The sequence below is a fragment of the Agromyces sp. Y558 genome (genome assembly GCF_059445415.1).
Window position 1 is genome coordinate 1,160,171 of sequence record NZ_JCAIUH010000001.1, and the last position, 18,383, is coordinate 1,178,553.

16 protein-coding genes and 1 pseudogene are annotated in these 18,383 nt (G+C 67.2%); 11 read left to right on the forward strand and 6 right to left on the reverse strand.

Features of this window, described 5'->3' with window-relative positions; all coding sequences use genetic code 11:
• Positions 1 to 59: 59 nt before the first annotated feature.
• The 8 genes from AC1C2T_RS05405 to AC1C2T_RS05440 all read left to right on the forward strand — a co-directional run bounded on the left by AC1C2T_RS05405 (position 60) and on the right by AC1C2T_RS05440 (position 9,486).
• Entirely contained in the window at positions 60 to 833 is a 774-nt protein-coding gene (locus AC1C2T_RS05405) for an ATP-binding cassette domain-containing protein (protein ID WP_495361253.1), read from the forward strand.
• Positions 830 to 2,782 carry a YhgE/Pip family protein gene (locus AC1C2T_RS05410; protein WP_495384524.1) on the forward strand — a complete coding sequence of 651 codons (1,953 nt, stop codon included), beginning with the start codon at positions 830 to 832 and terminating at the stop codon, positions 2,780 to 2,782. The genes AC1C2T_RS05405 and AC1C2T_RS05410 overlap by 4 nt, the downstream gene beginning before the upstream one ends.
• An 80-nt stretch (positions 2,783 to 2,862) precedes the next feature.
• On the forward strand, positions 2,863 to 4,260 hold the full coding sequence (gene gad / locus AC1C2T_RS05415) for a glutamate decarboxylase (protein ID WP_495361963.1): 1,398 nt from the start codon (positions 2,863 to 2,865) through the stop codon (positions 4,258 to 4,260).
• A gap of 94 nt (positions 4,261 to 4,354) precedes the next feature.
• Positions 4,355 to 5,041 (forward strand): hypothetical protein, encoded by a 687-nt coding sequence (locus AC1C2T_RS05420; RefSeq protein ID WP_495384525.1) that lies wholly within the window; start codon positions 4,355 to 4,357, stop codon positions 5,039 to 5,041.
• Positions 5,031 to 6,152 carry a hypothetical protein gene (locus tag AC1C2T_RS05425; RefSeq protein ID WP_495384526.1) on the forward strand — a complete coding sequence of 374 codons (1,122 nt, stop codon included), beginning with the start codon at positions 5,031 to 5,033 and terminating at the stop codon, positions 6,150 to 6,152. The genes AC1C2T_RS05420 and AC1C2T_RS05425 overlap by 11 nt, the downstream gene beginning before the upstream one ends.
• Positions 6,152 to 6,823 carry a GAP family protein gene (locus AC1C2T_RS05430; protein WP_495361249.1) on the forward strand — a complete coding sequence of 224 codons (672 nt, stop codon included), beginning with the start codon at positions 6,152 to 6,154 and terminating at the stop codon, positions 6,821 to 6,823. The genes AC1C2T_RS05425 and AC1C2T_RS05430 overlap by 1 nt, the downstream gene beginning before the upstream one ends.
• Before the next feature lie 21 nt (positions 6,824 to 6,844).
• A complete protein-coding gene (locus AC1C2T_RS05435) occupies positions 6,845 to 8,578 on the forward strand; it encodes a cation:proton antiporter (protein ID WP_495384527.1) in 1,734 nt (577 codons plus the stop codon).
• Positions 8,579 to 8,580: 2 nt separating this feature from the next.
• Positions 8,581 to 9,486 (forward strand): DMT family protein, encoded by a 906-nt coding sequence (locus AC1C2T_RS05440; RefSeq protein ID WP_495384528.1) that lies wholly within the window; start codon positions 8,581 to 8,583, stop codon positions 9,484 to 9,486.
• A gap of 157 nt (positions 9,487 to 9,643) precedes the next feature.
• Here the strand turns inward: AC1C2T_RS05440 and AC1C2T_RS05445 are convergent, their stop codons facing one another.
• The 3 genes from AC1C2T_RS05445 to ku form a co-directional block, all read right to left on the reverse strand.
• Positions 9,644 to 10,429, reverse strand: coding sequence for a tyrosine-protein phosphatase (locus tag AC1C2T_RS05445; RefSeq protein ID WP_495361246.1), 786 nt, complete (start codon positions 10,427 to 10,429; stop codon positions 9,644 to 9,646).
• Positions 10,430 to 10,444: 15 nt separating this feature from the next.
• On the reverse strand, positions 10,445 to 11,002 hold the full coding sequence (locus AC1C2T_RS05450; RefSeq protein ID WP_495384529.1) for an HdeD family acid-resistance protein: 558 nt from the start codon (positions 11,000 to 11,002) through the stop codon (positions 10,445 to 10,447).
• Positions 11,003 to 11,168: 166 nt separating this feature from the next.
• Positions 11,169 to 12,077, reverse strand: coding sequence for a non-homologous end joining protein Ku (ku, locus tag AC1C2T_RS05455; protein WP_495361244.1), 909 nt, complete (start codon positions 12,075 to 12,077; stop codon positions 11,169 to 11,171).
• A gap of 228 nt (positions 12,078 to 12,305) precedes the next feature.
• On the opposite strand from ku, the gene AC1C2T_RS05460 reads away from it, so the two are divergent.
• The gene (locus AC1C2T_RS05460) at positions 12,306 to 14,840 is read left to right on the forward strand and encodes an ATP-dependent DNA ligase (RefSeq protein WP_495384530.1); all 2,535 of its coding nucleotides are present in this window, start codon (positions 12,306 to 12,308) and stop codon (positions 14,838 to 14,840) included.
• Positions 14,841 to 15,161: 321 nt separating this feature from the next.
• Here the strand turns inward: AC1C2T_RS05460 and AC1C2T_RS05465 are convergent, their stop codons facing one another.
• From AC1C2T_RS05465 to AC1C2T_RS05475, 3 genes are read right to left on the reverse strand one after another with little or no spacing between them, the layout of a single operon-like run.
• Positions 15,162 to 16,145: a DNA topoisomerase IB gene (locus tag AC1C2T_RS05465; RefSeq protein ID WP_495384531.1), complete on the reverse strand. Its 984-nt coding sequence runs from the start codon at positions 16,143 to 16,145 to the stop codon at positions 15,162 to 15,164.
• A gap of 13 nt (positions 16,146 to 16,158) precedes the next feature.
• The gene (locus AC1C2T_RS05470; RefSeq protein WP_495384532.1) at positions 16,159 to 16,425 is read right to left on the reverse strand and encodes a DUF7218 family protein; all 267 of its coding nucleotides are present in this window, start codon (positions 16,423 to 16,425) and stop codon (positions 16,159 to 16,161) included.
• A 13-nt stretch (positions 16,426 to 16,438) separates the two neighbouring features.
• A complete protein-coding gene (locus AC1C2T_RS05475; RefSeq protein ID WP_495384533.1) occupies positions 16,439 to 17,362 on the reverse strand; it encodes an SDR family oxidoreductase in 924 nt (307 codons plus the stop codon).
• Positions 17,363 to 17,642: 280 nt separating this feature from the next.
• On the opposite strand from AC1C2T_RS05475, the gene AC1C2T_RS05480 reads away from it, so the two are divergent.
• Entirely contained in the window at positions 17,643 to 17,807 is a 165-nt protein-coding gene (locus tag AC1C2T_RS05480) for a hypothetical protein (RefSeq protein WP_495351666.1), read from the forward strand.
• A 74-nt stretch (positions 17,808 to 17,881) separates the two neighbouring features.
• Positions 17,882 to 18,181 (forward strand): annotated as a pseudogene (locus tag AC1C2T_RS05485) (DUF7882 family protein); the annotation flags it as partial.
• Positions 18,182 to 18,383: the final 202 nt, after the last annotated feature.

Below are 18,383 nucleotides of genomic sequence, written 5' to 3' on the forward strand. Positions count from 1 at the left end.
CGGGGGGTGCCCGTCGAACTCGGGCACAGGCGAAGCGACGGTTCGAAGGGGGAGAAGGAATGACGTCGTCCAAAGCGGGTGAGCCGACCGCACGAAGCGGCTCCGAGGCCATCACTCAGCCGGGGATCGAGGCGGGTGATGTGCTGCTCGAGGCATCCGGTATGGGAGTCGACGCTTCGTGGGGACACATCTACGGTCCCGTCGACCTGACTGTTCGCGCGGGGGGCGTGACGGTCCTCGTCGGAGCGGGCGGGCGGGGCAGGACCTCGCTCCTGCTCACTCTCGCCGGGCGGATGAAGCCTTCGACCGGAACCTTGACGGCATTCGGTCGCGAGAACGACGCCCACCATCTCTTCGACCACGCGACGATCGCCAACCTCGACGAGGTCGACGGGATCACGCAGACCATTCGCGTTCACGACATCGTGACCGAACAGGTCCGGTGGGCCGCCCCATGGTACGGGTGGGTACCGCAGTCGACCGAGGACGATTTGGAACGCATCTGCCGCCCCGTGTTCGGCGAGTACACGCTGCCGACCATGGACGCGATGGTCGAAGAGCTGCCGGAGTTCACCGCCGCGCTCTTCCGCATCGCGGTCGCGAACATCCGCAACCCGGAGATCCTCGTCGTCGGCGGTATCGACACGCTCCACAGCATTCGCAACGCGCACAAGCTGCTCGAGCGTCTCGTCGCACTCGGCCGCGAGCAGACCGTTATCACGGCCGACGTGAACGGCGTATTCCCCGGTAGCGGTGCGCGCGAGTACATCGAAGTCCCGAACCTGACGGACCAAGAGTTCGCCACCCTCGAGCAGGAGGCCCTCAGCCGATGATCGCCGCATTTTCGCCCGGGAGCGATTTCAAGCGCTACTACCGCGGCCGCATGCCGCGGCTCGCCCTCATCGTGATCATCATCATGCCGCTGATGTACTGCGCGCTCTATCTGTGGGCGTTCTGGAACCCGTTCGGCGAAGTGAACAAGCTGCCTGTCGCGATCATCAACCTCGACGAGGGGGCGACGGTCGACGGGCAACGGACCGATGCGGGTGCCGACGTCGTCACGGGCCTCATCGAATCGAAACAGCTCGATCTGTACGAGGTCGATGAGCAGGAGGGAGTCGACGGCCTGGCCCACGGGCGTTTCTACTTCACCATCACGATTCCAGAGGACTTCAGCGAATCGGTGACGTCGGCGGCGTCCGACGACGCACATCAGGCGAGGCTGATCTTCACCTACAACGATGCGAACAACTACCTGGCGACCGTCATCGGCCAGGATGCCGCGGCCGAGGCGATCAACCAGGTCAGCGCTCAAGTGGGCGAGCAGATCTTCGAGACCGTGCTGGGTCTGGCCGAGGGCACGATCCCGAAGCTGCGAGAGGCGGCAGCGCAGGTCGATGAACTCAACGCCGGCATGCAGACCGCGAACGCGGGGGCGCAAGAGCTCGCAGACAACCTCGTCACGGCGAAAGACGGCTCGGCGACACTGGCCGGTGCGCTCGACGAGTTGGACGACGCCGTCGATGGTGCCGTGACCCGCGCCGAGTCGATCGTCGACAGCTCGGGAATGACCGGGACGGAATTACGGCAGGTCGTCCAGCGCGTGACCACGAACACCGATCAGGCTGCAGCGGCACTCGACAGGGTCGTTGCGGGCAGGGACGAGGCCATCAACCGGCTGGACACGATCATCGCCGAGCTCGCGGCCGGTGACGAGGTCCAACAGGACTTCGCGAGCCGCCTCACGGAGGTTCGGGACTTCATCCTCGACAACTGGATCTCTCAGGATCTGGCGCTGACATTCGCCGCCATCCAGCAGGATGTGGACGTCATCGCCGCCGAGCTGGACAACCCGGACAGCCGTGTGAGTGTCATCCTTCGCTCGGTTGAGAACGGCGGAGTCCAGCGGGATCTCGGTGAGGTCCGGGCCGCCGCGGGTCAGCTTCGCTCGGGTGCCGACGAATTGTCCTCCGGACTCGTGCAGCTCAGCGACGGCGCGAGCCAGCTCGCGGCGGGTACCCCGCTCCTGGCGGCGGGCACCGACCAACTCGCCGGCGCGGTCGATCAGGGCATGCAGTTCATCCCGTCCTGGAACAACGAGGAACAGGGCAACTTCGTCAAGGCGCTCGCTGATCCCGTTGCGCTCGAAGAGGTGACCCACAACGAGGCGAAGACCTTCGCGTACGGCTTCGCGCCGTTCTTCATGGGCCTCGGCCTGTTCGTCGGTTCGCTCATCGCTTGGATGCTCTTCACGCCGTTGCAGGCGCGCCCGCTTGCACAGGGTCTCGGGTCGTTCCGCGTCGTGCTCGCTTCCTACGCGCCGACGCTGTTCGTCGGCATCCTGCAGGCGCTCCTCCTGTTCCTGGTCCTGTACTTCGGGCTCGGGCTGCATCCGGTCCACGCGGGGGGAACGCTCGCGTTCATGTTCCTGATGGTCGCGATGTTCCTGGCGCTGATACAGATGTTCAACGCGCTCTTCGGTCCCGCCGTCGGCAGGGTGGCGACGCTCGTGTTCCTCATGATCATGCTGACGTCGGCCGGGGGCATCTACCCCGTTCCTGTCACCTCGGTGCCGTTCCAGTACCTGCACTGGATCGACCCGATGACCTTCACCGTGACCGGTCTTCGGCAGCTGATTCTCGGCGGGGTCGACTCGCGGCTGTGGTCGTCTATCGCCGTGATCCTGGCCCTCACGGTCGCCTTCATCGCGGTTTCGACCTGGGCAGCCCGGCGCAACCGGCAATACAACATGGATCGCCTCTATCCGCCGGTCGAGGTCTAGGAGGGCGATCGGGAGAAGCCGTCCAGTCGTACGAATCATTCGTTGTACAAGCAAGATCAGGAGCGAAAGTGACCATCAACATCAGCAAGGCGCGCCAGACGACGAACGTCGACCCCACGATCAGTGTGAACCCGGTCTTCGTCCGACCTGGTGAGGCGACCGAGTTCGACAAGTTCGTGCTCCCCGAGCAGCCCAGCCTGCCGGAGACGGCCTATCAGATCGTTCACGACGAGGCCATCCTCGACGGGAACTCGCGGCTGAACCTCGCGACGTTCGTCTCGACGTGGATGGACGACGAGGCGAAGAAGCTCTACGCCGAAGCCGCGGACAAGAACATGATCGACAAGGACGAGTACCCGGCCACGGCGGCGATCGAGGATCGCTGCTGGCGGATGCTCGCCGACCTGTGGCACGTGCCCGACACGAGCGACACGATCGGAACGTCGACGATCGGCTCCTCGGAAGCGTGCATGCTCGGTGGCCTCGCACTCAAGCGGCTGTGGCAGGAGAAGCGGAAGGCCGAGGGAAAGTCGACCGAGAAACCGAACCTGATCATGTCGGCTGCCGTCCAGGTCGTCTGGGAGAAGTTCTGCAACTACTGGGACATCGAGCCCCGGTACGTTCCGGTCACCCGCGAGCACATGGTGCTCGACGGATTCGAGCTGGAGAAGTACGTCGACGAGAACACGATCGGCGTCGTCGCCATCCTCGGCCAGACCTTCACGGGAGCGTACGAGCCCGTCGAGGCCATCGCCGCCAAGCTCGACGAGATCCAGGCGAACACGGGCCTCGACGTCAAGATCCACGTCGACGGGGCATCCGGGGCCATGGTCGCGCCATTCTGCCAGCCCGAGCTGAAGTGGGACTTCCAGATCGATCGGGTGAACTCCATCAGCACCTCGGGTCACAAGTACGGGCTCGTCTACCCGGGTGTGGGCTGGGTCATCTGGCGCAACCAGGCCGTGCTGCCCGAGAGCATGATCTTCCACGTCAGTTACCTCGGCGGCGACATGCCGACCTTGGCACTGAACTTCTCCCGCCCCGGCGCTCAGGTGCTGCTGCAGTACTACCAGTTCCTTCGCCTCGGCCGTGAAGGATACCGGGAGGTGCAGCAGAACTCGATCGATGTCGCGACGTACCTCTCCTCGGAGATCGCGAAGATCGGCCCGTTCGAGCTGGTCAGCAAGGGCGACACCATCCCGGTGTTCGCGTGGGTGCTCAAGGACGGCTACACCAAGACGTGGAGCCTCTACGACCTCGCCGACCGGTTGCGGATGAAGGGCTGGCTCGTGCCGGCCTATCCGATGGCCGACAACCTGTCGGACGTGACCCTGCAGCGCATCGTCGTCAAGGTCGGACTCAGCCGAGACCTGGCGTCGGCCCTCCTGTCGGACATCAGAGGCGAAGTGGCGTTCCTCGAGGCGTTGACGGCGCCCCTGCCCCGTGAGGCGAGCACCGGGTCGCACTTCCACCACTGATCGGCACCGGTGCGGGGACGGCGTCGCTCCGGCGCCTTCCCCGCAGCGGTCGGCCGAGATCGACAGGCACTTGAAAGATGTGGAGCACGCGACCATGAGCGCCGCAGCGACGAATACCGAACGGCCCCGGATGTCGTTCCTCATCCCCACCGTGACGAAGCAGTGCTGGGGCTTCATGATCGGCTCGGCCTTCTTCGCGGTCGGGTCCGCTCCCGGATTGAGCGAAGCGCTCGGCACTGCGGGCTCCAACCTGCTCTTCTTCATCGGGGCGTGGTTCTTCACGACCGCCGGACTGATTCAGCTGTTCCTCAGCGGGGCCGTCGCCGTACCGGTGTCGTACCCGCCGGGGCGGATGGTGCGCGCCGAGTGGCTCACGGCCGCGACGCAGTCCTTCGGCACGCTCATGTTCAATGTGAGCACCAGCGCGGCGCTGTACGCGAAATCGATCTCCACTCAGGAGCATTTCGTCTGGAACCCGGATGCCGGCGGCTCCGTCGCCTTCCTCGTGAGCGGCTTCTTCGCCTTCGTCGCCTATGCACGCGTGGCGCGTCTCTGGGATCTCGGCAGCATCGCGTGGTGGTCGGTGCTCATCAACTTCATCGGATGCGTCGCCTTCGGCATCTCGGCCATCGGCGCGTACATCCTCCCGAACGGCAGCTCCATCAGCGGCCCGCTCTCCAGCGGCGGCACCTTCATCGGTGCGATCTGCTTCCTGCTCGCGTCCCTCGTCGTGCTGCCGCAGTGGAACCGCTCGAAGCGTCAGGATCCGCGTGTCGAATGATCAGATCCTGGATCCGGTGAGCGTCGACGGCGACCGGGAGCCTGTGCCGGCGATCGCGTCCCATCGCGTCGACTGGCGCGTGCGGGTGATGGACGACGAATCCTTCGCGCTGACCGTGGGGGCTGTCGCCTTCGTGATCACCGGGGTGGTCGCGGCGTTCGTCTTCTGGGGGCGCGAGCTCCCCATCGACGGTCGACGTTCGCTGGGCGACTTCACGGGGATAGCGGGTGCCATCGCCGCCGCGATCGCGTTCGCCGTCGCTCGATCGGTGCCGCGACACGACGACCGCGCGAAGGCGCCGGACGCCGATCGCGCACGCTATCGCTGGTTCGACCTCGTGGCGCTGTCGCTCGCGCATGGTGCGATCGCACTGCTCGGCTGGATCGGCATCGCGACCATCATGGAGCACAGCTTCATCGGTGCAACCGTCTACGCGTCACCCGCGGTCGTGATCGCCTCGGCCGCGACTGCATTGTCCGCATACCTCGCCGCCCTCAGCGGAATGAACCTCTCGCCGCGCCAGCTCTCACTCGTGCTGGCGGTGTTCCTCGTCGTCGGCGTGACCACGGCGATGCTGAGCTCCACCGATCCGCTCTGGTGGCAGATGAACCTCTCGGCGCTCGGCATCACGCATGACATCTCATCGTTGACCTTCAATCTCACCTTGATCGTGTCGGGCGTCATCATCACGACGATCGCCCGATTCGGTACGACGACGCTGCCGACATACACCACAGCCCAACGTCGCCGGCGGGCGACGGTCCGCGTGCTCTTCGTGCTCCTCGGCACCCTTCTGGCGTGCGTCGGCATCTTCCCCGTCGATCGGTTCTTCCTGCTCCACAACACGGTCGCGACCGGAATGGCCGTCGCCTACGCGGCGCTGGTGATCGGCCTCCCGTGGCTCGTCCCATCCATGCCGAGGGCATTCGTCGTGCTCGGGTTCGTCTACGTCGCCATCATCGTCGCACTGGCCGTTCTCTTCGCGGCCGGCGTCTACAACCTCACGGCCGTCGAGCTCGTGTCCTCGCTCTTGATCTTCAGCTGGATCATCCTCTTCCTGCGCAATGTCGAGACCCCCCGAGGGGTCCGCTCAACCGAGGCAGCCCGCTGATGCTCGCCGTGCTCGCCGACCTCCTCACGATCGGAATCGCGATTGCGATCAGCCCGCTCGCGATCGTCGCCGTGATCCTGATGGCGACCGCGGGCAAGGGCCGCACCAACGGCACGGCCTTCATCCTGGGGTGCTACACGTTCGCCATCGTGTTCGTCGGAATGCTCGTGCTCATCGGCCGCGCCGCCGGAGCAGAGGAGGCCGACTCCGGTCCGCACATCACCATCGACGTCATCGAGATCGTCCTCGGTGCGGGCCTGCTCTTCCTGGCGTTCATGCAGTGGCGCCAGCGATCGGCCACGGGTACCCCGAAGTGGATGGCGAGCCTCGACGGGTTGAGCATCTGGAAGGCGTTCCTCGTCGGCATCCTCATCTCCGGTCCGCTCTCTCCCAAGGACCTGCCGCTCCTCGCCGCGGCAGGCGGCCGGATCTCTCAAGCCGCACTCCCGGTCGAAGAGCTCGTCGCCGTGGTGCTCATCTTCGGTGTCATCGGCGTCACCGCGGTCGCCGTTCCGTGGCTCTTCAGCGTCGTCTCGCCGGGCACGGTGGAGGCGCGACTCACAGGACCGCGCACCTGGCTCGTGTCGAACCACGCGGTGATCATGACCGTGCTGTTCCTCATCCTCGGCTTCAAACTGATCGGCTCGGGCGTGGCCGACCTGGCCGGCTGAGTTTCAGGTGGGAGGCTCAGGATGTCGGTAGAGCTGCTGCTCGCCATCGTCGCGGGCGTCGTCGTGATCGTCTTCGCGAACTCGCTCTCCAGTCGCATCGGCGTCGCAGGCCCGCTGATCCTCGTGGCCATCGGCGTGGCAGTCAGCCTGATCCCGGCCGTCTCGGCGGTGTCGGTTTCGCCGGCCCTGATTCTGACGGGCGTGCTGCCACCGCTGCTCTTCTCGGCGGCGGTCTCCGCTCCTGCGATCGAGTTCCGACGGGACCTCAGTGCGATCAGCGGATTGTCCGTCGTGCTCGTCATCATCAGTTCGCTCGTGCTCGGCGTGTTCTTCGTCCTCGTGATCCCGGGAATCGGATTCCCGTTCGCGGTCGCGCTCGGTGCGATCCTGAGCCCGACGGATGCGGTCGCCACCTCGATCGTGCGCAAGCTCGGCATGCCTCGCCGCATCGTGACGGTGCTGGAGGGCGAGAGCCTCCTCAACGATGCCACCGCGCTCGTCCTCCTCCGCACGGCGATCGTCGCCGCAGCCTCGGGCTTCTCTCTGCTGACCACGTTCGGCTCCTTCGCATGGGCCGTCGTCTCCGCGATCGTGGTCGGTGCGCTGGCGGGGTTGCTCGCCCTGAGGCTGCGGGCGTGGACCTCGAGCGCGACGGCCAACACCGCGCTCGGCCTCACGGTTCCGTACCTCGCGTTTCTGCCCACCGAAGCGCTCGGGGGCTCGGGGCTCGTCGCGGCGGTCGTGGCGGGCGTCGTATGCGGTCAAGGATCGGTCCGATGGCTGACCCCCGAGCAGCGCATGTCGGACAAGCTCACCTGGCGCACGATCGAATTCCTCCTCGAGGGGGCCGTCTTCCTCATGATGGGGCTCGAGCTCTACGGAATCGTGCAGAACAATCTCGCCGCCGACGAGGGACTGCTTCGCGGCGCCTGGATCGCGGCGCTCGCCATCGTCATCCTCCTCGTGGTTCGAGCGGCGTACGTCATCCCGGTGCTCGGCGTTCACTCGGTCCGGGTGAAACGGTCGGTGCAGAACCAGCTCGATGCCAGCGCGATCGGATCCACGGGGCATCCGGATGCCACAGCGCGCCGTAAGCCGAGGCTCTCGTCGCTGCCCGGGGTATCGATGGCCGTCGACCGCAAGCGGAGCCCCAAGCGCATCGGCAGGATGCGCGCCGACATCGACTACTTCGACTCGTCACCGCTCACCTGGAAGCACAACACGATCATCGTCTGGGCCGGGATGCGCGGTGCCGTCACCCTGGCAGCCGCGCAGACGCTGCCGAGTGATACCCCCGATCGGGATCTCCTCGTCTTCATCGCGTTCCTCGTGGCCGCCGGAAGTCTCTTGCTGCAGGGCCTGACGCTTCCGGTTCTCGCGCGCGTGCTCAAGCTGGGAAAGGACGAGGGAGGCGGCTTGCCGCGGGAGGAGATCCGCACGATCGACGGCGAGCTTCGGGATGCCGCGCAAGGTGCCATCGAACGCGGTTCGCTGTTGCGCAGTGACCGGAGCGAGTTCTCAGATGAGAGCTATTCGCTTCCGCGATCCCGGTTCGTCACTCCGCTCGAGCCGGCGGACGGGCAGAGCGCGCCGGAAGCCCTCGAGTTCGAGCTCGCGCTGGTCGGGGTGATGCGGGCGCGTCTTCATGAACTCGGTCGATCGGGAAGGCACAGCACGAGTGCACTCCGGTACGTGCTCGACGAGCTCGACGCGTACGAGATCAGCGTGAAACTCCACCTCGAAAGTGAGAAGTGACCATGGACTTGGACTCGGCGCCGCTCGCCGGCATCGGACTCGCGGTCATGTCGGCTGCGGCGCTCTCGGTCGGAAACCTCCTGCAGGCTCGGGGTGTCCGAGCGATGGAGGCCGACGCCGCCCGCGGAGTCGACGGATCGAAGGCGATCCATCTCGTCCGCAACCATTTCTGGCTGATCGGCGCACTCACACTGATCGTGGCGATCCTGCTGCAGATGGGCAGCCTCACGTTCGCGCCCCTCATCATCGTGCAACCCATCGGTGTCACGGCGCTCGTCTTCACCGTGTTGTTGACGGCGATCGTCGTGAAGCGGGCGCCGTCGGCAGCGGTCGTGAAGGCGATCGCGGTCTGCGTCCTCGGCGTCGCAGCCTTCGTCACGGTCGCGGCGCTCGTGAGCACCCAGCATTCCATCACCGACGTGCAGCTCATCGCCGTGCTCGTGGTGCTCGTCAGCGTGCTGCTGGCAACGGGTCTCGTTCTGGTGGTCGGCCGCAACCGGCCGACGCCGCCCGTGTTCTGGGTGCTGCTCGGCGGAGTGTATTCGGCGTTCGTGGCGACACTCGGCAAGACGGTGATTCTGCGGGTGCAGGCGGCGCTCGCCTCGCGCGAGTACTCCTTCGATGTGACGAATCTGCTGACGATCGGCTGCATCATCGGCATCGGCGTCGCAGGGGCGCTCTCGATCTATTTCGTGCAGCGCGCGCACGCGTTCAATCGCCCCGAGGTCGTCGTCGCCGGACTCACCGTCGTCGATCCGGCGGTCGCGGTCGTGCTCGGCATCACGATCCTGGGGGAGGCCAGCGCTGCGCCCGCGTGGGCGATCCTCGCGTTCGTCGCCGCGGGCGCGGTGTCGATCGGCGGGGTCTTCGCCCTGTCGCGCGCCGAGACTGCGAAGGCGGAAGTGTGAGAGCCGAATGCGAAGTCGACCGCGCGCGCAGTGTGCTGGCCGACTTGGCAGAGGCCATCGCCGAAGGTCGCACGCCTGATGAACCGTCGTTCGGAGTCTGATTCCGACGGATGCCCCGTTCCGACGGATGCCCCGGCGCTCGTGCTCCCTGCCGCGGTCAGCCCGCGAGCCGGGCGCGCAACGCCGCCAGTTCGGCCTCCGTGAGTCCGCCGGAGCGAAGGTAGCCCGCTGCGCCGCCGTGTTCGGAGTCCGTCCACGCGAGCGCCTGCTCGATCGCTTCGGGCGGGGTCCCGGTTGCGAGCGTGCGCAGCGCGGGCGTCACGGGAACCCCGAACGACGAGATCGAGTGGAGCATCCCATCGGCCCACGGCCCTGCGAGGTTGTCCTGCGATGCCGCGTAGTCGGCGACGACCGCCGTGCGCTCGACTCCGACGGCGTCGAGCATGAGCGCAGTCGCAACGCCGGTCCGGTCCTTGCCCGCCGTGCAGTGCACCAGCACGGCGGAGGGCGCGTCATCCGTCGACGCTGCGATGAGGCGTGCGACCTGAGCGAACTGAGTGGCGCGGTGCTGGAGCATCCCGAGGTACAGATCGCTCAGCGTCGGCAGCGATGCCATCGCCTGAGCGATCAGCTCGGGTGACATCGAAGCGCCGCTCTGCGCGAACTGTGATGCCATGTCGGCCATCGCGCCCTCGAGCATCGAGAGTTCTGCGACCCGGAACGGTCGTGTCGTCGGGATGCGGTCCGGCGCCGCCTGACGTTCCGCTGGAGTGCGGAAGTCGACGATCACCCCGATATCAGTGGCGGCGAGTTCGTCGATCCCAGTCGGGGTCAGTGCACTGAGTGCCTCGGAGCGGAAGAGTATTCCGCTGCGCGTGGCGCCTCCCGCAGTAAGCGGCATCCCACCGGTGTCGCGGAAGTTGTACAGTCCGTCGATGTGCATGGTCGTTGCCCGTCTTCAGCGGCGCCGCTTGCCGAACGCGAAGGCACGCACGATGTTGATGATGCCGAGCACGATGAGTGAGATGCCGAGCAGCCACCACAGCACGGCGATGCCCCACATCGGCGAGAACATGAGCACGATACCGGCGATGATGCTGATGATCGCGAAGAAGACCGACCAGGCTTTCGACGATGTATCGCCGAGAGTCGAGAGTGCGACGATGCCCTCGACGACCCACATGATCCCGACGACGATGCCGAGGAACAGGGCGAGCCAGGCCTTGGTCTGTGCGAGATTCGCGAACGCGATGATGCCCGCAAGCACGAACACGATGCCGAGCACGATATGGCCGACGCGCGACCATCCGCCCTTGCCCTTCGTGAAGATGCCGAGGCCCGCGTACACGAGACCCGACGCGATGGCGTAGATCGCGATGATCGCGGTGACGACGATCGCGGTCTTTCCGGGCCAGACGAGGATCAGGATGCCGACGATGAGCGCGATCACGCCACCCACGCCGAGAGCGGTGCGGATGCCGTTGGCGGCCTTTTGGGTGTCGGAGACTGTGGTCATTCGGAAGGTCCTCTCGGTCTGCACTTCACGCAAGCATGGCGATCAACGGGCCGTCGCGGATCCGGTCCAGCGAAAGATCACCCGACTCGTCACCCTGCGCGTCATCATCGCCGGCGGTCGGTGTCGACGCGGTGGCGGCATCCGTTCACTCGGCGGCGGCATCCGTTCACTCGGAAGCCGCGCGCTTTCGCGTGCCCGACGCCTTCGCCGCGGGCTTCTTCTTCGCTGCCTTCGACCCCTTGCTCGAACTCGTGCCCGACTTGCTCGAACTCGTGCCCGACCCGCCGGCGTCGCGCTTCGCCGCAATCGACTGACGCAGCGCCTCCATGAGGTCGATGACCTCGCCGCCCGTGTCCTCTTCGGGCTCTTCGCCGAACGTCGCGGCGGTGTCGACGCCTTCGCCCTGCTCGAGCTTCGCCTCGATGAGCGTGCGCAACTCCTGCTGGTACTCGTCGACGTACTGCTCGGGGTCGAAATCGGAGACGAGGCTCTCGACGAGCTGCTTCGAGAGGTCGAGCTCCTTCGCCGAGATCTTGACCGGCTCGTCGAGGGAGGCGAACTCGGCCGCGCGCACCTCGTCGCTCCAGAGCAGCGTCTGCACCATGAGCACGTCGCCGTGCACGCGCAGCGCCGCGAGGCGGGTCTTCTGGCGCAGCGCCATCTGCACGATCGCCGTGCGATCGGTCGATTCGAGCGTTTCGCGCAGCAGCACGTAGGCCTTCGACGAGACCGAGTCGGGTTCGAGGTAGTAGCTGCGGTCGAACATGATCGGGTCGATCTGGTCGCTCGGCACGAACTCGACGACCTCGATCTCGCGGCTGCGTTCGGCCGGCAGCGACTTCAGGTCTTCGTCGGTGATCACCACCGTCTGCTCACCGTCGTCGTAGGCCTTGTCGATGTTCTTGTAATCGACGACCTTGCCGCAGACCTCGCACTTGCGCTGATAGCGGATGCGCCCACCGTCTTCGTCGTGCACCTGGTGCAGTGACACGTCGTGGTCTTCGGTGGCGCTGTACAACTTGACGGGCACATTGACGAGGCCGAATGTGACCGCCCCCTTCCAGACGGCTCGCATGCCTCCAGTACACACCAGCAGGCGGCCGCGGCGATACCCCTCGTGTTCTGGCATCGAATTTGTACGAGTTGCAGGATGATTCGGGCGACACGCCGGTCGTGCGCGGCGTGCCGTCCGAATCATCCTGCAACTCGCGAGGCGGTGACGCGCGAGACGTGACGGTAGGGCATCCGTCGCCGAGTGCGGGTGGTTTCGACGAGCTCAACCCGCAGGGACCATGATGGGGGAATGGCCGATGGCGCGCGCCAACTCGTCGAGGTCGACGGCCGCCGCCTGCGGCTGACGAACCTCGACAAGGTCATGTATCCCGAGACGGGCATGACGAAGGGCGAGGTGATCTCCTACTACGCGGAGATCGCCGCCGTCATGGTGCCCCTCGTCGCCGGGCGGCCGGTGACGCGCAAGCGGTGGGTCCACGGCGTCGGCACAGCGGATGCCCCTGAGCAGCCGTTCTTCGAGAAGAACCTCGCCGAGCACGCCCCCGATTGGGTGCGCCGCGGTGTGCAGCACCATTCCGACGGCGACAAGTCATACCCGATCGCCGGCGATCGCGCGACGCTCGTGTGGCTCGCGCAGCAGGCGGCACTCGAGCTCCACGTGCCGCAGTGGCGCTTCGACGCCAGCGGCGAGCCGTCGAATCCCGATCGCATGGTGTTCGACCTCGACCCCGGCGAAGGCACGGGGCTCGCCGAGTGCGCCGAGGTCGCCCGGCTCGTGCGCGAGCTCATCTCGGGCATGGGGCTCGAGGCGATGCCGGTGACAAGCGGGAGCAAGGGCATCCACCTCTATGCGGCGCTCGACGGCTCGCAGACCTCCGACCAGGTGTCGGCGGTCGCGCACGAACTCGCGAGGGCGCTCGAGGCCGACTACCCCGAGCTCGTGGTCTCGAGCATGCGCAAGTCGCTGCGCACGGGCCGGGTGCTCATCGACTGGAGCCAGAACAACGGCAAGAAGACGACGATCGCGCCGTACTCGCTGCGCGGGCGTCCGCGCCCGACGGTCGCGGCGCCGCGTACCTGGGCAGAGCTCGACGACTCCGACCTGCGCCAGCTCGAGGCATCCGAAGTGCTCGCAAGGCTCGCCGAGTCGGGCGACCCGATGCGGGTCGTCGTCGAGCGCTCCCGCGGCGGCCCGCTGTCGGAGTACCTCTCCATGCGCAAGACGGGCGTCACACCCGAGCCCATGCCCGCATCGGCATGGGGGCAGCCGAACGGGGGAGCGCCGCGGTTCGTGATCCAGGAGCATCACGCGCGGCGGCTGCACTTCGACTTGCGGCTCGAACGCGACGGCGTGCTGAAGAGCTGGGCGGTGCCGAAAGGGGTGCCCGAGGGCTCTGGCACCAACCATCTCGCGGTGCAGACCGAAGACCACCCGATGGAGTACGCGACGTTCGAGGGCACGATTCCCAAGGGGGAGTACGGCGCGGGGTCGATGACGATCTGGGACGCAGGTACCTACGCCACCGAGAAGTGGCGCGACGATGAGATCATCATCGATGTCGACGGCCGGCCCGGCGGGCCGCTCGGCGGTGCGGTGCGGCTGGCGCTCATCCGCACCGACGGTCAGGGCGAGAAGAGTTCGTGGCTGCTGCATCGGATGAAGGACCAGACGGCCGCGCGACCGGCGGGCGATGGTGGTTCGGGGGATCCCGATACGCGCCCTCCGCTCCCTGAGCCTGTCGAAGGGCCGTCGGGCGCCGCGTCCGCGGGGGATGGTGGTTCGGGGGGTCCCGATACGCGCCCTCCGGTCCTTGAGCCTGTCGAGGGGCCGTCGGACGCTAGTCCACCAGCGGGTAAGGTCGGCCCGATCGCCCAGCGCCCGATGCTCGCCACCGCGGCCACCCTCGGCATGCTGGCAGGCGAGGAGTGGGCGCTCGAGTGGAAGTGGGACGGCATCCGCGTGCTCGCGCGCACCGAGGCGGGAGGCGTGCGACTGCTCAGCCGCAACGGGGTCGACATCACCGCTCGCTACCCCGAACTCGCGTCGCTGCCCGAGGTCGTCCGAGGCGACGCCCTCGTCGACGGTGAGATCGTCGCACTCGACGCGGAGGGCCGGCCCGACTTCGGTCGGCTGCAGCATCGGATGAATCTCACGAGGCCGCGCGAGATCGAGCGGGTTGCGGCATCCGTGCCGGTTCGCCTGCTGCTGTTCGACGTGCTCGAGGTCGCCGGCCGGCCGGTCATCGACGAGCCGTACCGCGAGCGCCGCGCGCGCCTCGCGGGCCTCGTGCGCATGAAACGCGGCGTCCCGGTCGAGGTGCCGGCTCCCGCGACCGGCACGCCGGAGGATGCGCTCGAGGAGAGCCGCCGACTCGGTCTCGAGGGCCTCGTGGCGAAGCGGCCGGACTCGCGGTATCGCCCGGGAGCCCGCAGCGCCGACTGGCTGAAGCTCAAGCTCACCCTTACGCAGGAGGTCGTGATCGGCGGCTACCGGCGCGGCGTCGGCTCGCGCACCGGCCGCATCCGCTCGCTGCTCATCGGAATCCCCGGCGACGACGGGCTCGAGTACGCGGGGCGCGTGGGTTCAGGACTCGGCGAGCTCGCCCTCGACCGGTTGCTCGCCGCGCTGCGGCCGCTCGAGCAGGCGGAGTCGCCGTTCGTGCAGGTGCCCGCGGCAGACATGCGCGACGCGGTCTGGGTGCGCCCCGACCTCGTCGGTGAGATCGAACTCGGCGACTGGACGAGCACCGGGGTTGCGCGGCATCCGCGCTGGCGGGGCCTGCGTCCCGACAAGTCGCCGGCCGACGTGGTGCGTGAACAGTAGCGACGAGCTGCGTCTGCCGTGTCACGCACGCCGGCCACCGGATGCAGCAATACGACGATTGCTCGTGGCGCTGTGCCGAAATTGCGTAAAACCCCCGCAAATGGGCAAAAACAGACAGGTCGTACTCGTTCGCCAAGGGGCAATCCATGAAGTCTGACACGACGACGAACGGACTCCGATGAGGGTCGAGACAGCATCCGGTCAGTTGAGCCACCGTGCCACGATTCGCGCGTTTATGTCAATAAGTCCGCACAAGTAATCATTTCCACGCACGCCCCCGACGAGCGGGAACGTCAACCGACATGCGCCGTCGTGCCAGCGTCAGACGGCGTCGGCGCCCGCCGGCCCGAGCAGCTCGAGCAGCCGTCGTTCACGATCGGCTCCGGATGCCACGATGACGCCCTGCTCGTAGGCGACGAGCACCCGCGGGTCGACGTAGCTGCTTCGGGCGATCGCGGGCGTGTTTCCGAGCACGCGTGACGCCTCTTCGATCGCCTCGCGGATCGCGGCGGTGCGCGCCCGGGCGCTCGCCGCCGGCCCGAGTTCGGCGAGGCGGTCCGCCGCCGCGATGGTGCCCCGCAGGGTGCGGAAGTCCTTCGCGGTGAAGTCGCCGCCGGTGCGTTCGCGGATGTCGTCGTTCACGTCGACCGGCACGGCGGCCCGCATCGCCGGCCCGGCGGTCCAGGCGTAGAGACGGGCGGCTGCCGAGCGCTCGCCCGCCCGTCCGACGAACTTGGCGAGCGAGGCATCCGTCACCCGCAGGTCTTGTGCGAGGCCGCCCTTCGCGCGGAAGCGGAACCGCACGGTCTCGCGGTCGTCGAGCACGGCGTTGCGCACGAGCAGGGTCGTGAGGCCGCGGCTGCGGAACCCGGCGAGCGACTCCTCCGATCCGATGCGGATGGCGCCGAGGTCGAGGGTGCGGAAGGCAGCGGCGAGCACGCGCTCGCGGGGCAGGTCGTCGAGCGCGAGGTCACGGGTGACGCTTCGCCGTGCCCTTGGCAGCACCTCGGCGAGGGCGGTCATCCGCAGGAATTTCTCGGCGTCTCGGTGCTCGCGCCAGACCGGGTGGTAGACATACTGCCGCCGGCCCGCCGCGTCGATGCCGACGGCGAGGATGTGCGCGTTCGGAGCGTCGGAGATCCAGACCTCCTGCCAGGCGGGCGGGATCGCGAGATCGGCGATTCGCGCGCGTTCGGCTCGGCCTGCGGCGGCGCCGTCGCGGTGGACGTAGCCGAAGCCGCGCCCGCGTCGCACCCGGGTGAACCCGGGCGAGACGTAGGGCTCGACCCGTTTGAGGCGCGGCATCGGCGTCGGGCGGTCAGTGGTTGCGCAGTGCCGCGATGAGTTCGGCCTTGCGCTTGCCGCTGTAGCCCGCGAGGCCGAGCTCCTTCGCGCGCTTCTTCAGCGCATCGACGGTCCAGTCCTCGTAGTCGCCGCTCTCGCCGCCCTTGCGGCCGATCGCGCTGCGGCCCTGCGCCGTAGCGGCGTTCGAGATGCGAGCGGCCTTCTCCTTCGAGGCGCCGCCGTCGCGAAGCTCCTCGTAGAGCTCGGGATCCTTCAGCGATGCGTTCCTGCGTCCTGGCATGGTGCGTCTCCTCTCACAGCCCACGACCGCCGGTGACGGGCAGTATCGCCCCCGAGACGTACGACGCTTCGTCCGAGGCGAGGTACACGTAGGCGCCGGCGAGTTCCGCAGGCTGCCCTGCCCGACCGAGCGGTGTGTTGTGCCCGAACTCCGGCAGCTTGTCGGGCCAGCCCGTCGCGGGGATGAGCGGCGTCCAGATCGGTCCGGGGGCGACGGCATTGACTCGGATGCCGCGTGGTCCGAGCTCCTCGGCGAGGGCCTTCGTGAACGCCACCAATGCCGCCTTGGTCATCGCGTAGTCGACGAGCGCCGACGACGGATCGAAGCCCTGGATGGACGTCGTCGTGATGATGCTCGACCCGGCGTCCATGAGCGGCACCGCGGCACGTGCGAGGAAGACCGGTGCGAAGAGGTTCACGCGCATCACGGTCTCGAAGTCGTCGGTCGGAATCGTGTCGATGCCGCTGCGTTCGCGCTGGTGGGCGGCATTCAGCACGAGCAGGTCGATGCCATCGAAGGCCTGATGGGTCTGAGCGACGAGCTCTTTGCTGTGGTCCTCGTTCCGGAGGTCGCCCGCCAGCAGCAGCGGGTCAGATCCGGCATCCGAGATCCATTTCGCGGTCTCGTCCGCGTCCTGCTGTTCACTGGGCAGATAGGCGATGGCGACCCTCGCACCCTCTCGAGCGAAGGCGATCGCGACGGCCCGCCCGATGCCGGAGTCACCGCCGGTGATGAGCGCCCGCCGCCCCTCGAGCCGGCGATTGCCGCGATAACTCTGCTCACCGTGATCGGGCAGGGGAATCATCCGTTCGGTGAGGCCGGGTGGTTCCTGCTCCTGCTTCGGGAACCGGTCAGTCGTGTGCTTCGTCGTCGGATCGATGAGCAGATCGTTGGTCAGGTGATTGCTCAGGTGATCGGTCGGGCGATCGTTGGTCATGGGACCTCCTCAGATCACAGCCACCGTACGCGCGCTCCACTGTTTGCGTCAGGGGATTGACAGGCGTGCAGCCGCGGCCAGCACCGACGGGGCCGGCTGCCACTGGCGGCCTTCAGGTATCACGCGGCGCGAACGGGGGTCAACCCCTAGCCCCGCCACGTGACACTCCCTTAGCGTTGAGAGCACGAGGCGTACCCCCGTCTCGAGGTTCTGCCCGTCGGGCACCGAACCACTCGCCGCGCTCGTCGATCACGAGCGCGGATCATATGAAGGAGAGATCATGAACATCCTCGTCGCCATCATCGCCATCGCCGCAGTCGTGCTGCTCATCACGGGCGGCGTCGTCCCCGCGCTGAACTTCCTCATCTGGGTCGGCATCGCACTGGCGGTCATCGCGGTCATCGTGTTCCTCGTTCGTTACATCAGCGGGAACCGCACGGCCTGACCCGCGACGCACTTCATCAGTACGGGCGGCCTTCGGGTCGCCCGTTCTGCGTGCCGACGTCGTATGCTGGTGGCGTGGGAACCCTGTATTACGGCGACTCCGGTACCCCGATCGGCATCGAGGACCGCGCCCTCGCGCACCTGAAAGTCGCCATCACGACGAAACTCCGCCGAGGAGAGTCGTTCACGCTCTCGTGGCAGCACAACGAGGATCAGCCTCGCGGGCGGAGTACGCTCTGGCTGCACGCCTCGATCCCGCTGCGCTTCGTGTTCGACGAGCCCGTGGCGCCCGAGCTCAGCCGCCAGTGGATCGAAGCCCTGATGCGCTCGGCGAACAGCACCGGTGGTGTCCGGCTCGTGCCCGAGAACCTCGACACCGACCCGATCCCGATGAACCCCGACCAGCCGGTGCAGGTCGGCGTCGACGTGCAAAAAGTCGACGTGCAAGAGGTCGACGTGCAAGAAGTCGACGTGCAAGAGGTCGACATGCAAGAAGTCGAGTCCGGCAACGAGGAGTCGCGGCCGACCTGAGCGCGCACAGCCGCTCGCTTCACGGGGGCGGAGAACGGGAGGCAAC

What these genes read in the sequence shown, in the direction of transcription:
- AC1C2T_RS05405 (WP_495361253.1), top strand. Translation starts at nt 60, where the DNA reads ATGACGTCGTCCAAAGCGGGTGAGCCGACCGCACGAAGCGGCTCCGAG.
- AC1C2T_RS05410 (WP_495384524.1), top strand. Translation starts at nt 830, where the DNA reads ATGATCGCCGCATTTTCGCCCGGGAGCGATTTCAAGCGCTACTACCGC.
- AC1C2T_RS05420 (WP_495384525.1), top strand. Translation starts at nt 4,355, where the DNA reads ATGAGCGCCGCAGCGACGAATACCGAACGGCCCCGGATGTCGTTCCTC.
- AC1C2T_RS05430 (WP_495361249.1), top strand. Translation starts at nt 6,152, where the DNA reads ATGCTCGCCGTGCTCGCCGACCTCCTCACGATCGGAATCGCGATTGCG.
- AC1C2T_RS05435 (WP_495384527.1), top strand. Translation starts at nt 6,845, where the DNA reads ATGTCGGTAGAGCTGCTGCTCGCCATCGTCGCGGGCGTCGTCGTGATC.
- AC1C2T_RS05440 (WP_495384528.1), top strand. Translation starts at nt 8,581, where the DNA reads ATGGACTTGGACTCGGCGCCGCTCGCCGGCATCGGACTCGCGGTCATG.
- AC1C2T_RS05445 (WP_495361246.1), bottom strand. Translation starts at nt 10,429, where the DNA reads ATGCACATCGACGGACTGTACAACTTCCGCGACACCGGTGGGATGCCG.
- AC1C2T_RS05450 (WP_495384529.1), bottom strand. Translation starts at nt 11,002, where the DNA reads ATGACCACAGTCTCCGACACCCAAAAGGCCGCCAACGGCATCCGCACC.
- ku (WP_495361244.1), bottom strand. Translation starts at nt 12,077, where the DNA reads ATGCGAGCCGTCTGGAAGGGGGCGGTCACATTCGGCCTCGTCAATGTG.
- AC1C2T_RS05460 (WP_495384530.1), top strand. Translation starts at nt 12,306, where the DNA reads ATGGCCGATGGCGCGCGCCAACTCGTCGAGGTCGACGGCCGCCGCCTG.
- AC1C2T_RS05465 (WP_495384531.1), bottom strand. Translation starts at nt 16,145, where the DNA reads ATGCCGCGCCTCAAACGGGTCGAGCCCTACGTCTCGCCCGGGTTCACC.
- AC1C2T_RS05470 (WP_495384532.1), bottom strand. Translation starts at nt 16,425, where the DNA reads ATGCCAGGACGCAGGAACGCATCGCTGAAGGATCCCGAGCTCTACGAG.
- AC1C2T_RS05475 (WP_495384533.1), bottom strand. Translation starts at nt 17,362, where the DNA reads ATGACCAACGATCGCCCGACCGATCACCTGAGCAATCACCTGACCAAC.
- AC1C2T_RS05480 (WP_495351666.1), top strand. Translation starts at nt 17,643, where the DNA reads ATGAACATCCTCGTCGCCATCATCGCCATCGCCGCAGTCGTGCTGCTC.